We start from the raw sequence: 16,237 nt of genomic DNA, 5'->3' as shown, positions 1-16,237 counted from the left end.
AGCGCGGTCACGAACGCGTCGACCCGCTCCCGCCGGTCGAAGCCCAGCACCGTCGGCAGCGTGTAGACGTCCCGGCCCTGATCGGCGTCCAGCAGGTAGTGGAAGAAGATCCCCTCCTGCAGCGGCGCCAGCGGGTAGACGTCGGCGACGTTCGCCGCACCACCCGGCACCTGCTCCACGATCCGCGCGAGGTCGTCCTCGGTGACCTCCGCCAGCGTGACCATGTCCGGCGTCAGCACGCTCGCGCCGGCCGGGATCCGGTTCTCCGGCACCGCGAACGCCTGACCCGCCTCGACGGCCGCCAGGCCGAGCGGCGTCGGCGTCTGGAACAGCGCCTTCACCGACACCTGCAGGCCACGGGCGCGCAGCCGCTCGACCAGCTTCACGGCCAGCAGGGAGTGCCCGCCCAGCTCGAAGAAGTTGTCGTCGATGCCGACCCGCTCCACCCCGAGGACCTCCGCGAACACCTCGCAGAGCAGTTCCTCGTCCGCCGTGCGCGGCGCCCGGTAGGAGGCCTCCAGCAGCGCCGCCCGGTCCGGCGCCGGCAGGGCGCGGCGGTTGATCTTCCCGTTCGCGGTGAGCGGGAGCGCGTCCAGCACGACCACGGCGGAGGGGACCATGTAGTCGGGCAGCGTCACCGCGAGCGCGTCCCGCAGCGCCGCGGAGTCCAGCTCCGCACCCGCGTCCACCGCCGGAACGACGTAGGCGACGATGCGCTTGTCGCCCGGCACGTCCTCGCGGACGACCGCGACGGTCTGGGCCACGCCCGCCTGGCCGAGCAGCGCGGACTCGATCTCGCCCAGCTCGATCCGGTACCCGCGCACCTTCACCTGGTCGTCGGTCCGGCGCAGGTACTCCAGCGTGCCGTCCTCGCGCCACCGCACGAGGTCGCCCGTGCGGTACATGCGCTCGCCGGACTCCCCGAACGGGCAGGCCACGAACCGCTCCGCCGTCAGGTCCGGGCGCCCCAGGTAGCCGCGCGCCAGGCCGTCGCCGGCGATGTACAGCTCACCGGGCACGCCCACCGGGACCGGCCGCAGGGCGGAATCCAGTACGTACACCCGGGTGTTGAGGATGGGCCGGCCGATGGAGACCGGGGTGTCCGCCGCGACGGCCGAGGCCGTGGACCAGATGGTCGTCTCGGTCGGGCCGTAGAGGTTGGTGACGGAGGCGGCGGTGCCGGCCAGGGTACGGGCCAGCTCGGCGGGGAGCGCCTCGCCGCCGACCAGGACCCGGACGGACCGGAGGACCTCGTCCTCCGCCAGGGCCCGCCACAGGCTGGGCGTGGCCTGCATGACGGTGACGGCCTCGCGCACCAGCAGCGCGCGCAGGGCGTCCGGGTCGCGCACCTCGTCGCGGTCGGCGAGGACGACGGCGGCGCCGGTCACCAGCGGAAGGTGCAGTTCGAGGCCCGCGATGTCGAAGCCGACGGTGGTGACGGCCAGCAGCCGGTCCCGCTCGGTGACCCGCAGGCGGTCGTTCATCGCCGCGAGGAAGTTGTTCAGCGCGGAGTGCGGGACGACGACGCCCTTGGGGCGGCCGGTGGAGCCCGAGGTGAAGATGACGTACGCCGGGTTCTCCGGACGGTGGCCCACCCGCTCCGGGTTCGAAACCGCCTGCGCGGCCAGCGCGTTGACGGTCTCCGGGCTGTCCAGGTCGATCCGCCGGACGCCGGCGTCCGCCGCCAGCGCCTCGTCCGTCGTCGCGCGGTCGGTGACCAGCGCGGCGGGACGGCCGTCGGCCAGGGTCGTCGCCAGGCGCTCGACCGGGTAGTCCGGGTCGAGCGGCAGGTAGGCGGCGCCCGCCTTGGCGACGGCCAGCAGCGACACGACCAGCTCGGCCGAGCGCGGCAGGCAGACCGCGACCAGCTGCTCGGGGCCGACCCCGTCGGCCGCCAGCAGGTGCGCCAGGCGGTTGGCCCGCGCGTTCAGCTCCGCGTAGGTCAGGCTCCCGCCCGCGGTGACCAGGGCGACGGCCTCGGGCGTCCGGGCGGCCTGCGCCTCGAAGAGCTCCGGCAGGGTCGCGGCGGGGAGTTCGGCCGCGGTGTCGTTCCACCCGGTCAGCAGCTGGTCGAGCTGCCGGTCGTCGAGGACGGGGAGCCGGTCGAGCGTGACGGCGGAGTCCTGCTCCAGCTCGCCGGCCAGGCGCTCGACGGCGGTGTGCAGCAGACCGCACACCACGTCCGGGTCGATCGCGGGGACGGCCTGCACGGAGAGCCGGAAGCCGACGACCGTGTCGTCCACCGACACCGTGAGCGGGTAGTTGGTCCGCTCGTGCCCGTACAGCACCTGGACGCCGTCGAGGCCGGTGCCCTCGTTCGCGGCGCCGGGGCTGTGGCGGTAGTTGAGCAGCGAGGTGAACAGCGGGCTCTGCGCCGGGACGTCGGTGGCCTGCTGGGCGAGGGTCAGCGGGGCGTGCTCGTGCCGCAGCAGCTCGCCCAACTGGACCTGGACGGCGCGCAGTCCGGCGTCCAGCGGCCGGGTGGCGTCGATCCGGATCGGCAGGGTGTTGATGTACAGGCCCGGGGTGCGGTGCGCGGTGCCGCCGGCGTCCATCCGGCCGAGCAGGACGGTGCCGAAGACCGGGTGGGTCTGGCCGGTCGTCGCGGCGGCCACGCGGGCCCACGCCAGGTGGAAGAACGCGGCGGCGCTGACGCCGTGGCGACGCGCCTGTTCCCGCACCCGGTCGGCCAGTTCGGCCGACAGCTCGACGATCGCCTCGCCGGTGTCGCTGCCGTCGCTGTGGGTGTCCAGCACGCCGTACGGCGCCGTCGGCTCCTCGACCTCACCGAGCACCCGCTCGAAGTAGGCGCGGTGCTGCTCCGGGGTGACCGCCATCCGCGCGTGGGCGACGAAGTCGCGGTACGGCGCCGGCTCCGGAAGCCGCTCGACGTCCTGCTCCAGGTGCGCCCGCACCTCGTCCAGCAGGATCTCCAGCGCGGTGTGGTCGCGGGTCAGGTGGTGGCTGCGCAGAGCCACCAACCACCGGCCGCCGTCGCTGTCCTGAGCGATCGTCAGGTCGGCCATCGGGGCGCGGCGGATGTCCATCGCGGGCGGGCAGGCCGCCAGCAGCCGGGCCACCGCGCCGTCCGAGGAGCCACCGGACAGCACGACCTCGTGTACGGGCAGAACGGCCCGGCGCAGCACCACCTGGAACGGCTGGGGCAGGTCCTCCCACAACACGGCCGTGCGCAGGATGCCGTGCCGGTCGACGACCGCCTGCAGGGCGGTCACGAAGGCGTCGACCCGCTCGCGCGAGTCGAAGGCCAGCACCGTCGGCAGGATGTAGACGTCACGGCCCTGCTCGGCGTCCAGCAGGTGGTGGAAGAAGATCCCCTCCTGCAGCGGCGCCAGCGGGTAGACGTCCTCGACGTTCGCCGCACCGCCGGGCACCCGCTCGACGATCCGGTCGAGGTCCGCCTGGCTCAGCTCGGCCAGCGTGACCATGTCCGGGGTCAGCGCGGTCGCGTCGGCCGGGATGCGGTTCTCCGGCACCACGAAGGCCCGGCCGGCCTCCTCGGCCGCCGACAGCCCGGCGGGCGTCGGGGCCTGGAACAGTGCCTTCACCGACACCGGCAGGCCGCGCGAGCGCAGCCGCTCCACCAGCGTCACCGCCAGCAGGGAGTGCCCGCCCAGCTCGAAGAAGTTGTCGTCGATGCCGACCCGCTCCACCCCGAGGACCTCCGCGAACACCTCGCAGAGCAGTTCCTCGTCCGCCGTGCGCGGCGCCCGGTAGGACGCGCCCAGGAGCGCCCCGCGGTCCGGCGCCGGCAGGGCGCGGCGGTCCAGCTTGCCGTTGACGGTCAGCGGCAGCGTCTCCAGCACCACGACCGCGGACGGGACCATGTACTCCGGCAGCACCGTCGCGAGGGCGCCGCGCAGCACGGCGGTGTCGGTCTCGGCGCCCGCCTCGGGCACCACGTAGGCGGTCAGCCGCTTGTCGCCGGGGACGTCCTCGCGGACGATCACGGCGGCCTGGGCCACGCCCGCCTGGCCGAGCAGGGCGGACTCGATCTCGCCCAGCTCGATCCGGAAGCCGCGGATCTTCACCTGGTCGTCGGTGCGGCCCAGGTACTCCAGGGTGCCGTCCTCGCGCCAACGCGCCAGGTCACCGGTGCGGTACATCCTCCCTCCTTGCCCGCCACCGGGCAGGAGGGGCCCATGCCCGGCCTCGCCGAACGGGCAGGCCACGAACCGCTCCGCGGTCAGGCCGCGCCGGTTGAGGTAGCCGCGCGCCAACTGGCCGCCCGCGACGTACATCTCGCCCGGCACGCCGACCGGGGCCGGCCGCAGCCCGGCGTCCAGCACGTAGACGCGCAGTCCGGGGATGCCCTCGCCGATCGGGCTGCCGAGGGTGCCGTCGACCGCCGTCGACTCGTCGAGCCGCAGGTGGCTCACGTGCACGGTGGTCTCGGTGATCCCGTACATGTTGACGAGCCGCGGGGCGTCGTCCCGGTGCCGCGCGTACCACTCGCGCAGGCGGCCGGCGTCGAGCGCCTCGCCGCCGAACACCACGGTGCGCAGCCGGAGTTCGGAGCCGAGGGCCGGGTGCTGGGCGTCCGCCTGGGCCAGCTGGTAGAAGGCGGACGGGGTCTGGTTGAGGACGGTCACGCCCTCGTCCACCAGCAGGCGCAGGAACTCGGCCGGCGACCTGGAGACCTCGACCGGCACGACGACCAGGCGCCCGCCGTGGAGCAGGGCGCCCCACAGCTCCCACACCGAGAAGTCGAAGGCGAAGGAGTGGAACCAGGTCCAGACGTCGTCGGCGCCGAACTCGAACCACGGCTGCGTCTCGTCGAACAGCCGCACCACGTTCTCGTGCGGGACGACGACGCCCTTGGGGCGGCCGGTGGAGCCCGAGGTGTAGATGATGTACGCGGCGTTCGCCGGACGGAGCGCGCCGGGGACCTCGGCGGGCAGCACCGTGTCGCCCTTGCCGGCGGACAGCCGGGCGCGGGTCTCCGGGTCGTCCAGGACCACCCGGCGGACGGCGTCCTCGTGCGCGACCGCGCCGGCCGACGCGGTGGAGGTGATCACCACGGAGGGGGCGCAGTCCGAGAAGATGAAGCTGATCCGGTCGGACGGCGAGGACGGGTCGATCGGCAGGTAGGCGCCGCCGGCCTTGAGCACGGCGAGCAGGGCCACGACCAGGTCCAGCGACCGTTCGAGGCAGACCGCGACGGAGGTCTCGGGCCCGACGCCCTCGCGGACCAGCAGGGCGGCCAGCGCGTCCGAGCGCTCGGCGAGCTGCGCGTAGCCGAGCCGCTCGTCGCCGAGGACCGCGGCGACGGCGTCCGGCGTCCGCGCGACCTGCGCCGCGAAGAGCTCCGGCAGGGTCGCCGCCGGCCGGGTGCTCCGCGCGGGGGTGTGCCAGGCCTCCAGCAGGCGGTGGCGCTCGGCCGGGCCGGTCACCTCCAGGCGCCCGAGCGGCCGGTCGGGCTGCGCGAGCACCGAGTCGAGGACCTGGACGAACCGCTCGGCCATCGCCTCGACGGTCGCCGCGTCGAAGAGGTCAGCGGCGAAGGTGATGCTGCCGGACAGGCCGGCGGGCCGGCCCTGGGCGTCGAACCGCTCGCCGAGCTGGACGTCGAGGTCGAACTTGGCCGGGCGCTGCTCGCCGCCCAGCGGCTCGACCTCCAGGCCGGGCAGCCGCAGCACGGCGTCCGCGTTGTTCTGGACGCTCAGGGTCACCTGGAACAGCGGGTGGCGGGACATCGACCGGGCCGGCGCGAGGTCCTCGACCAGGCGCTCGAACGGCAGTTCCTGGTGCGAGAACGCCTCCAGCGAGGTCTCCCGGACCTGCCGCAGCAACTGGCGGAAGGTGGCCTCGTCGGCCACCCGGGCGCGCAGCACCAGGGTGTTGACGAAGAGGCCGACCAGGTCGTGCAGGGCCTCGTCCAGGCGCCCGGCGATCGGGACGCCGATCGGGATGTCGTCGCCGGCGCCGAGCCGCGACAGCAGGACGGCGAGCGCCGCCTGGGCCGCCATGAAGACGGTGGCGCCCTCGGCCTTGGCGGTCCGCACCAGCCGCTCGTGGAGCTCGGCGGGCACGGTCAGGTCGACCACGCCGCCCACGTGCGAGGCGCGGGTGGGGCGCGGCCGGTCCACCGGGAGTTCGAGCTCGTGCGGCATGCCCGCGAGCGCCTGGCGCCAGTGCGCCAGCTGCTCGTTGAGGAGGCTCTCCGGGTCGTCGTCGTCCCCGAGCACGTCCCGCTGCCAGTAGGTGTAGTCGGCGTACTGGACCTCGAGCTGCTCCCACGCGGGCGCCTGACCGCCGCGGCGCGCCGCGTAGGCGACCGAGAGGTCCCGGGCGAGCGGGGCCCGCGACCAGCCGTCGCTGGCGATGTGGTGGACCACGACGATCAGCGCGTGGTCGTCCGGCGCGGTGGCGAACAGCCAGGCCCGCAGCGGGATGTCGCGCTCCAGGTCGAAGGTGTACCGGGAGGCCTCGGCCAGCGCCGCCGGCAGGTCGGCGGCGGCCACCTCGGTCACCGGCAGGTCGATCCGGGCCTGCTCGGGGGCGAGCACCTGCTGGTACGGCTTGCCGTCCTTGGCCGGGAAGACCGTCCGCAGGACCTCGTGCCGCTCCACCACGTCCCGCAGGGCGTCCCGCAGGGCCTCGCGGTCGAGGGCGCCGCGCAGCCGCAGGGGGAGCGCGATGTTGTAGGTGTCGCTCGGCCCCTCCAACTGCCCGAGGAACCACAGCCGCTGCTGAGCGTACGACAACGGGATCATCAGATCTCCTCCTGCCTGGTGCGACGACGCAGGGCGGGCCTGGTGCGCTTGGGACGGTTGATGTGGGACGAAAGGCCCGCCACGGTGGGGCTCTCGAAGATCGCCCGGAGGGGCAGTTCGACCTCCAGGGCCGAACGGATCCGGCTGACCAGCCGGGTGGCCAGCAGGGAGTGCCCGCCGAGTTCGAAGAAGCTGTCGTCGATGCCGACCCGCTCCAGCCCGAGGACCTCGGCGAAGGCCTCGCACAGGAGGGTCTCCTCGGACGTCCGGGGGGCGCGGTAGGAGGCCTCCAGCTCGGCGGTGCGGTCCGGGGCCGGCAGGGCCCGGCGGTCCAGCTTGCCGTTGACGGTCAGCGGCAGCGCGTCGAGCGCGACCACGGCCGACGGGACCATGTAGTCGGGCAGCACGGTGGCCAGGGCGGCCTTGACCTCGGCCGGGTCCACCCCGGCACCGGCGGCCGGGACGGCGTAGGCGGTCAGCCGCTTGTCGCCGGGGACGTCCTCGCGGACGACCACCACGCCCTGGGCGATACCGGGCCGGGCGAGCAGCGCCGACTCGATCTCGCCCAGCTCGATCCGGAAGCCGCGCACCTTCACCTGGTCGTCGGTGCGACCCAGGTAGTCGAGGGTGCCGTCGGCCCGCCAGCGGGCGAGGTCGCCGGTGCGGTACATCCGCTCGCCCTCGGCCCCGAACGGGCAGGCGACGAACCGCTCCGCCGTCAGGTCCGGACGGCCCAGGTAGCCGCGCGCCAGCTGGACACCGGCGATGTACAGCTCGCCGGGGACGCCGACCGGAAGCGGCCGCAGGGCCGCGTCCAGGACGTACGCCCGGGTGTTCCACATCGGCCGGCCGATCGGCACGACCTCCGACCCGTCCAGTTCCTCGGGGAGGAGGAAGTCGGTGCAGCCGACCGTCGCCTCCGTCGGACCGTAGTGGTCCACCACCGCGACACCCGGATGACGTTCCCGCCACTGCGCCACGGCCGCCGCCTGGACGGCCTCGCCGCCCACCATCAGCCGACCGGACGGACTCACCACGTCACCCAGCGAGTCCAGCACCGCCAGCGCGCTCGGCGTCACCTTCATGAACGACGGACGACGACCGCCCAACACCCCCGGCAGAGCGTCGTCCAGCGCCGCGACGACCACCTCGCCACCGCACACCAGCGCGCCGTACAGGCCGGTCACACCCGCGTCGAAGGACACCGACGCGTGCAGCACCGTCAGCCCCCCGACCTCCGGGTACGCCTCCACACACCGGACCACGTAGTTGACCAGGCCCGCCTGCGTCACCACCACACCCTTCGGCCGACCCGTCGACCCCGAGGTGTAGATGACGTACGCCGGGCTCTCCGGACGGTGGCCCGGGCGCTGCGGGTTCGCAGCAGCCTGCGCGACCAGCGCCTCGACGGTCCCGGTGGCGTCGAGGTCGATCCGTCGGACGCCCTCGGCCACCTTCGCGGCCGCGCCGACGCGCGTGGTGGTCAGCAGCACCACGGGGCCGCTGTCGGCCACCGTCGCCGCGAGCCGCTCGACCGGGTAGTCCGGGTCCAGCGGCAGGTACGCCGCCCCCGTCTTGCCGATCGCGAGCAGCGACACCACCAGCTCGGTCGAGCGCGGCAGGCACACCGCGACCAGGTCCTCCGGCCCGACACCGCCCTCGACCAGCAGCTGCGCCAGCCGGTTCGCCCGCTCGTTCAACTCCGCGTAGCTCAGGCTTCCGGCCGCGTCCGACACCGCCACCGCACCCGGCGTCCGGGCCGCCTGCGCCTCGAACAGCTCCGGCAGCGTCACCGCCGGCACCCCACGCGCCGTGTCGTTCCACCCCCGCAGCACCAGCTCCCGCTCCGCCTCGCCCAACACCTCGACCCGGTGGGCCGGTTGGCGCGGGTCGGCGGCCATCGCCGCGAGCACCCGGTGCAGCCTGGCGCCGAACTGCTCGGCCGTCCCGTGCTCGAAGAGGTCCCGGGCGTAGACGATGCGGCCGCGCAGGCCGGCCGGGCGCCGGTCCGCGGTGAAGCACTCCTCGAAGGTGAAGTCGAGGTCGTACTTGGCCTGCCAGCTGGTGTTCGGCAGGGCGCTGACGGCCAGCCCGGGCAGGTCGAGGGCGGCCCCCTCGTTGTTCTGGAGGACCAGCATGACCTGGAACAGCGGGTGGTGGGTCAGCGAGCGGGCCGGGGCCAGGCTCTCCACCAGGCGCTCGAACGGGACGTCCTGGTGCGCGAACGCCTCCAGGCCCGCCTCGCGGACCCGGTGCAGCAGGCCGGCGAAGGTCGGCGAACCGGAGAGGTCCGTCCGCAGCACCAGGGTGTTGACGAAGAACCCGACCAGGTCGTCCATGGCCGCGTCGGTGCGCCCGGCGACCGCGGTGCCGATCGGGATGTCCTCCCCCGCGCCGAGCCGGGACAGCATCGTGGCCAGGGCGGCCTGGAGGACCATGAACATGGTCACCCCCTCGGCCCGGGCGAGCCGGGTCAGCTCCTCGTGCAGCTCGGCCGGGACGTCCAGCTCGACGGTCCCGCCGCGGTGGGTCAGCGCCGCCGGGCGCGGGTGGTCGGCCGGCAGCTCCAGCTGCTGCCGGGCGCCGTCGAGGGTCTTCTCCCAGTAGGCGAGCTGACGGTTCAGCACGCTGCCCGGGTCGTCGTCCGCGCCGAGCAGCTCGCGCTGCCACACCGTGTAGTCGGCGTACTGCACCGGGAGCGGCGCCCAGGCGGGCGCGGCTCCGGCGCCGCGCGCCGTGTAGGCCGCCGAGAGGTCCTGGGCCAGCGGCCGCATCGACCAGCCGTCGCCGGCGATGTGGTGGATCACCACCAGCAGGACGTGCTCCTCGGGCCCGAGCTCGAACAGGGTCGCCCGGATCGGGATCTCGGTGGCCAGCTCGAACGGGCGGGCGGTCTCCCGGGCCAGCAGCCCGTCGAGGTCCGCCGCGGCCGTCGGGACCACCGCGAGCTCGCAGCGGTACTCGTCCGCGGCGAGGACCCGCTGGCGCGGTTCCCCGGCCGGGGCCGGGAAGACCGTCCGCAGCACCTCGTGCCGCTCCACCACGTCCCGCAGGGCGTCGGCCAGCGCCGCCCGGTCCAGGGCGCCCGCGAACCGCAGCGCCAGCGGGATGTTGTAGGCCGCGTTCGCGCCGTCCAGCTCGTTGAGGAACCACATCCGGCGCTGCTCCAGGGAGAGCGGCAGCACGTCCGGACGGGCGGTGGCGACCAGCGCGGGCGCGGCCTGCTCCGCCTTCGACAGCCGGGGGGCCAGCGCGGCGACGGTCGGGCTCTCGAAGACCGCCCGCAGCGGCAGTTCCACCCCCAGGGCCGAGCGGACCCGGCCGACCAGCCGGGTGGCCAGCAGCGAGTGCCCGCCCAGCTCGAAGAAGTCGTCGTCGACGCCGACCTGCGGCAGGCCCAGGACGTCCGCGAACGCCGCGCACAGGAGGGTCTCCTCCGGCGTCCGCGGCGCCCGGTAGGACGCCTCCAGCGCCGCCGCGTGGTCCGGCGCCGGGAGAGCGCGGCGGTCCAGCTTGCTGTTGGCCGTCAGCGGCAGCGCCTCCAGGGCGAGCACCGCGGACGGGACCATGTAGTCCGGCAGCACCGCCGCCAGCTCCGCGCGCAGGGCGGCGGTGTCCACCGCCGTGCCCGCCTCGGGCACCACGTAGGCGGTCAGCCGCTTGTCGCCGGGGACGTCCTCGCGGACGACCACCACGCCCTGGGCCACGCCCGGCCGGGCGAGCAGGGCGGACTCGATCTCGCCCAGCTCGATCCGGAAGCCGCGGATCTTCACCTGGTCGTCGGTGCGGCCCAGGTAGTCGAGGGTGCCGTCCTCGCGCCAACGCGCCAGGTCACCGGTGCGGTACATCCTCTCGCCCTCGGCCCCGAACGGGCAGGCCACGAAGCGCTCCGCCGTCAGGCCCGGCCGGTTCAGGTAGCCCCGGGCCAGCCCGGTGCCGGCGATGTACAGCTCGCCGGGCACCCCCACCGGCACCGGCCGCAGCGCGGCGTCCAGCACGTACACCCGGGTGTCGTCCATCGGGCTGCCGATGGGCAGCGTGTGCCCCAGCTCGGCCCCGGCGGCCATCGCGTGCTGGGTGGCGCACAGCGTGGTCTCGGTCGGACCGTACAGGTGGCGGACGGTCAGGTGCGGGAGGGCGTCGAGCAGCCGCGCGACGGCGGTGGGCGGCACGACGTCGCCGCCCGTGAGGACCTCCGTCACGTCGGCGAAGATCTCCGGGTTCTCCTCGCCGATGACGCGGAAGAGCCCGGCGGTGACGTGGACGTGGGTGGCCCGGGTGTCGACGATCAGCCGGTGCAGGGTGGAACCGTCGAGCTTGACCTCGGGGGCGACGGAGACGCTGCCGCCGTGGACGAGCGGGACCCACAGCTCGTAGGTGGACGCGTCGAAGGCGTGCGGGGCGTGGAACAGCACGCGGTCGGCCGGGCCGACGTTCCAGCGCGAGTCCCGCACGAGGGCGGCGAGGTCGGCGTGCGTGGTGACGATGCCCTTGGGGGTGCCGGTGGAGCCGGAGGTGTACATGATGTACGCCGCCTGGTCCGGCAGCACCCGCGCCGGGGCCACGGGCTCCGGGGCGTCCGCTGCGGGGGCGTCGAGGACGTCGGCGTCGAGGACGTCGGCGTCGAGGACGTCGGCGTCGACGAGGAGGACCCGGGCGCCCTGCTCCTCGGCCGCGCGCACGACCCGGTGCTCCCGCAGGGCGGAGTCGGCCACCAGCAGGTGCGGCCGGGCGTCCGCCAGGATGGCCGCGATCCGCGCCTCGGGCGAGCGCAGGTCCAGCGGGACGAACACGCCGCCCGCCTTGGCGATCGCCAGGAAGACGGTGACCAGCTCCGTGGAGCGGTGCATGCCGACGGCGACCGGCGTCTCCGGCCCGACCCCGTGGCCGGCCAGGACGCGGGCCAAGTGGTCGGCGCGGGCGTCGAGTTCGGCGTAGGTCAGCGTCTCGTGGTCCGTGCCGGCCGTGGCGCCCGCGGCTTCCGTGCCGTCCTGGTCCATGGCGCGGGTGCGCACCAGCGCGACCGCGTCCGGCGTCCGGGCGGCCTGCGCCTCGAACAGCCCCGGCAGCGTCGCGGCCGGCAGCTCCCGCGCGGTGTCGTTCCAGTCGCGCAGCAGCTGGTCCTGTCGGCGCTCGTCCAGGACGGCGACGGTGTCCAGCGGGGTGGCGGGGTGCGTCTCCAGGGCGCCGACCAGGTTCTCGACGGCGGTGTGCAGCAGGCCGCAGACGGTGTCGGAGTCGATCGGCTCGGCGGCGTGCACCGTGAGCCGGAAGCCGACGCCGGTGTCGTCCACCGAGGCCGTGACCGGGTAGTTGTTCCGCTCGCGGGCGTGGAGGATCTCGATGCCCGCGATCCCGGTCTCCAGCAGATCGCTCGACGCGGACTCGGAACGCGGCCTGCTGTGGCGGTAGTTGAGCAGCGAGGTGAACAGCGGGCTCTGGGCCGGGAGGCCGGTCGCCTGCTGGGCGAGCGCCAGCGGGGCGTGCTCGTGCCGCAGCAGCTCGCCCAACTGGACCTGCACGGCGCGCAGTCCGGCGTCCAGCGGCCGGGTGGCGTCGATCCGGATCGGCAGCGTGTTGATGAACAGGCCCGGGGTGCGGCTCGCCGTGTCCCCGGCGTCCATCCGGCCGAGCAGCACGGTGCCGAAGACGGGGTGGGTCTGGCCGGTGGTGGCGGCGGCCACGCGGGCCCAGGCGAGGTGGAACAGCGCGGCGGCACTGGCGCCGTGGCGCCGCGCCGACTCCCGCACCCGGGCGGCCAGTTCGACCGACAGTTCGACCACGGCCTCGCCGGTGTCGGTGCCGTCGCCGCGCGTGGCCAGCACGCCGTAGGGCGCGGTGGGCTCCTCGACCTCGGCGAGCGCGCGCTCGAAGTAGGCGCGGTGCTGCTCCGGAGTGACCGCCAGGCGGGCGTGGGCGACGAAGTCGCGGTACGGCGCGGGTGCCGGCAGGCCGCCCTCCTCGTGCTCCAGGTGCGCGCGCACCTCGTCCAGCAGGATCTCGAGCGCCTGGTGGTCGCGGATCAGGTGGTGGCTGCGCAGAGCGACCAACCAGCGGTCGCCGGAGGCTGCGTGACTGATCGTCAGATCGAGCATCGGCGCCCGGCGGATGTCCATCGACGGCGGGCAGGCCGCCAGCAGGCGGGCCACCGCGTCATCGGCGGGGTCTCCGGTGAGAACAACCTCTTCGACGGCCAGCGGCGCCTGGCACAGGACGACCTGGAGCGGCTGGGAAATGCCCTCCCAGAGAACGGCCGTGCGCAGGATGTCGTGCCGGTCGACGACGTGCTGGAGTGCGGTCACGAAGGCGTCGACGCGGCTCCGGGAGTCGAAGCCCAGGACCACCGGGACGATGTAGACGTCGCGGCCCTGGTCGGCGTCGAGCAGGTGGTGGAAGAAGATGCCTTCCTGCAGCGGGGCCAGCGGGTAGACGTCGGCGATGTTCGCCGCGCCGCCGGGGACCTGGTCGACGATCCGGTCGAGGTCCGTCTGGCTCAGCTCGGCCAGCGTGACCATGTCCGGGGTGAGGACGGTCGCGTCGGCCGGGATGCGGTTCTCCGGCACGACGAAGGCCTGGCCGGTGTCGACGGCCGCGAGGCCGGCTGCCGTCGGGGCCTGGAACAGAGCCCGGACGGAGACCTGGAGGCCGCGCGAGCGCAGCCGCTCGACCAGGGTGACGGCGAGCAGGGAGTGGCCGCCCAGCTCGAAGAAGTTGTCGTCGATGCCCACCTGGGGCAGGCCGAGGACCTCCGCGAACGCCTCGCAGAGCAGTTCCTCGTCGGCGGTGCGCGGTGCGCGGTAGGCCTCCTGGATCGCGGTGGTCTCGGGGGCCGGCAGAGCACGGCGGTCGAGCTTGCCGTTGACGGTCAGCGGCAGCGCGTCCAGGAGCGTGATCGAGGACGGGACCATGTACTCGGGCAGGACGGTGCCCAGCCCGGTACGGACCTCGGTGGTGTCCACGGTCGCACCGGTGGCGGGGACGAGGTAGGCGGCGATGCGCTTGTCGCCGGGGACGTCCTCGCGGACGATCACGGCCGCCTGGGCCACACCGGGCCGGCCGAGGACGGCCGCTTCGATCTCGCCCAGCTCGATACGGTAACCGCGCACCTTCACCTGGTCGTCGGTCCGGCCGAGGTAGTCCAGGGTGCCGTCCTCCCGCCAACGGGCGAGGTCACCGGTGCGGTACATGCGCTCGCCGGACTCGCCGAACGGGCAGGCGACGAACCGCTCCGCCGTCAGACCCGGACGGTTCAGGTAGCCCCGGGCCAGCTGGACACCGGCGAGGTAGAGCTCGCCGGGAACACCGACCGGCACCGGACGGAGCGTGGCGTCCAGGACGTAGACGCGGGTGTTGGCGACCGGGCCGCCGATCGGCACGGTCTCGGTGCCCGGCGCGCACTCCCAGGCGGTGACGTCGATCGACGCCTCCGTGGGGCCGTAGAGGTTGTGCAGCGGCGCTCCCACATCGCGCAGGAACGCGTCCCGCAGCTCCGGGGAGAGCGCCTCACCGCTCGCGAACACCGCGCGCAGGGAGGTGCACGTGCGGGCGGCCGGCTCCAGCAGGAAGACCTGCATCATCGAGGGGATGAAGTGCGTGACGGTCACGCCCTCGGCGCGGATCACCTCCGCCAGGTACGCCGGGTCGCGGTGCCCGTCCGGACGCGCGACCACGAGGGTCGCGCCCGTGGTCAGGGGCCAGAAGAACTCCCAGACCGAGACGTCGAACCCGACCGGGGTCTTCTGCAGCACCCGGTCCGACACCGTCAGACCGTAGTCCTCGTGCATCCACGCCAAGCGGTTCACCACACCGTCGTGCGCCACCACGACGCCCTTGGGGCGACCCGTGGAACCCGAGGTGTAGATCACGTACGCCGGACTCTGCGGGCCGTGACCCACACGCACCGGATTCGAAACCGCCTGCACGCTCAGGGCGTTGACCGTCTCGGCAGCGTCCAGGTCGATCCGACGGACACCGACCGACAGGGCCCCATCCATCGTCACACTGTCGGTCACCAGGACCGTCGGACGGCCGTCCTCCAGCGTGGAGGCCAGACGCTCCGCCGGGTAGTCCGGGTCCAGCGGCAGATACGCCGCACCCGCCTTCTCGATCGCCAGCAACGACACCACCAGCTCAACCGAGCGCGGCAGACACACCGCCACCAGGTGCTCGGGCCCGACACCCTCGGCCACCAGCAGGTGCGCCAACCGGTTCGCCCGCTCGTTCAACTCCGCGTACGACACCACCTCACGCGCCGCACCACTACCGAACACCACGGCCGTGGCCTCCGGCGTCCGGGCAGCCTGAACCTCGAACAGCTCCGGCAGCGTCCCCACCGGCACCTCGCGCACGGTGTCGTTCCACCCGCGCAGCACCAACTCCCGCTGCCCGTCGTCCAGAACCGAGACCCGGTCCAGCGTGACAGCGGAGTCCGCCTCCAGCCCGCCGACCAGGTTCTCCACCGCCGTACACAGCAGACCGCAGACCACCTCGGAGTCCATCGGCGCACACGCCTGCACCGTGAACCGGAACCCGACACCGGTGTCGTCCACGGACACCGTCAACGGGTAGTTGTTGCCCTCGTGGGCGTACAGGATGTCGATGCCCGCGATCCCGGTCTCCGGCAGGTTCCCCTGACCGGATGCCGAACTCGGCTTGCTGTGCCGGTAGTTGAGCAGAGACGTGAACAGTGGGCTCTGCGCCGGCAGGCTGGTCACCTGCTGGGCGAGCGCCAGCGGTGCGTGCTCGTGGTTCAGCAGCTCGGCCAACTGCGCCTGGGCCGAACGCAGTCCGGCGTCCAGCCGCTGGGTGGCGTCCACCCGGATCGGCAGCGTGTTGATGTACAGACCCGGCGTACGGCTGGCCGCACCGCCCGCGTCCATCCGGCCGAGCAGGACGGTCCCGAACACGGGGTGGCTCTGTCCCGTCGTCGCCGCCGCGACCCGCGCCCACGCCAGGTGGAAGAACGCCGCCGCGCTGACACCGTTCCGACGCGCCAACTCCCGCACACGCACAGCCAGCTCGGCCGACAGCTCGACGACCGTCTCACCGGCCGCGCTGCCGTCACCATGGATGCCCAGCACGCCGTACGGCGCCGTCGGCTCCTCCACTCCGCCGAGCACCCGCTCGAAGAACGCGCGGTGCTCGTCGGCCGTGACCGCGAGGCGCGCGTGCGCCACGAAGTCGCGGTACGGCGCCGGCTCCGGCAGCCGCTCGACGTCCTGCTCCAGGTGCGCCCGCACCTCGTCCAGCAGGACTTCCAGCGCCTGGTGGTCACGGATCAGGTGGTGGCTCCGCAGAGCCACCAACCACCGGTCACCAGCAATATCCTGAGCGACCGTCAGATCAAGAAGAGGCGCCCGGCGGATGTTCATCGCGGACGGACAGGCCGCCAGCAGCAGGGAGACCGCATCGGCACCGGCCGCAAGCGCGATCTCGGCGACGGCCAGCGGAGCCTGCCGCAGCACCACCTGCAGCGGCTGGGACAGCCCCTCCCAGAGCACCGC

2 protein-coding genes are annotated in these 16,237 nt (G+C 73.9%); both read right to left on the bottom strand.

The features are described from left to right. A partial coding sequence (locus tag ABZW03_RS22210; protein ID WP_355260855.1) for an amino acid adenylation domain-containing protein occupies positions 1-6,734 on the bottom strand: 6,734 nt, incomplete at its 3' end. After that, positions 6,734-16,198, bottom strand: a complete 9,465-nt coding sequence (locus tag ABZW03_RS22205; RefSeq protein WP_355260857.1) for an amino acid adenylation domain-containing protein — start codon at positions 16,196-16,198, stop codon at positions 6,734-6,736. The genes ABZW03_RS22205 and ABZW03_RS22210, both read right to left, overlap by 1 nt. Positions 16,199-16,237: the final 39 nt, after the last annotated feature.

The organism is Kitasatospora sp. NPDC004799 (assembly GCF_040609095.1).
Classification (GTDB): Bacteria; Actinomycetota; Actinomycetes; order Streptomycetales; family Streptomycetaceae; genus Kitasatospora.
The sequence above is the reverse complement of the archived record's forward strand: the minus strand, read 5'-3'. Positions and strand labels throughout refer to the sequence as shown.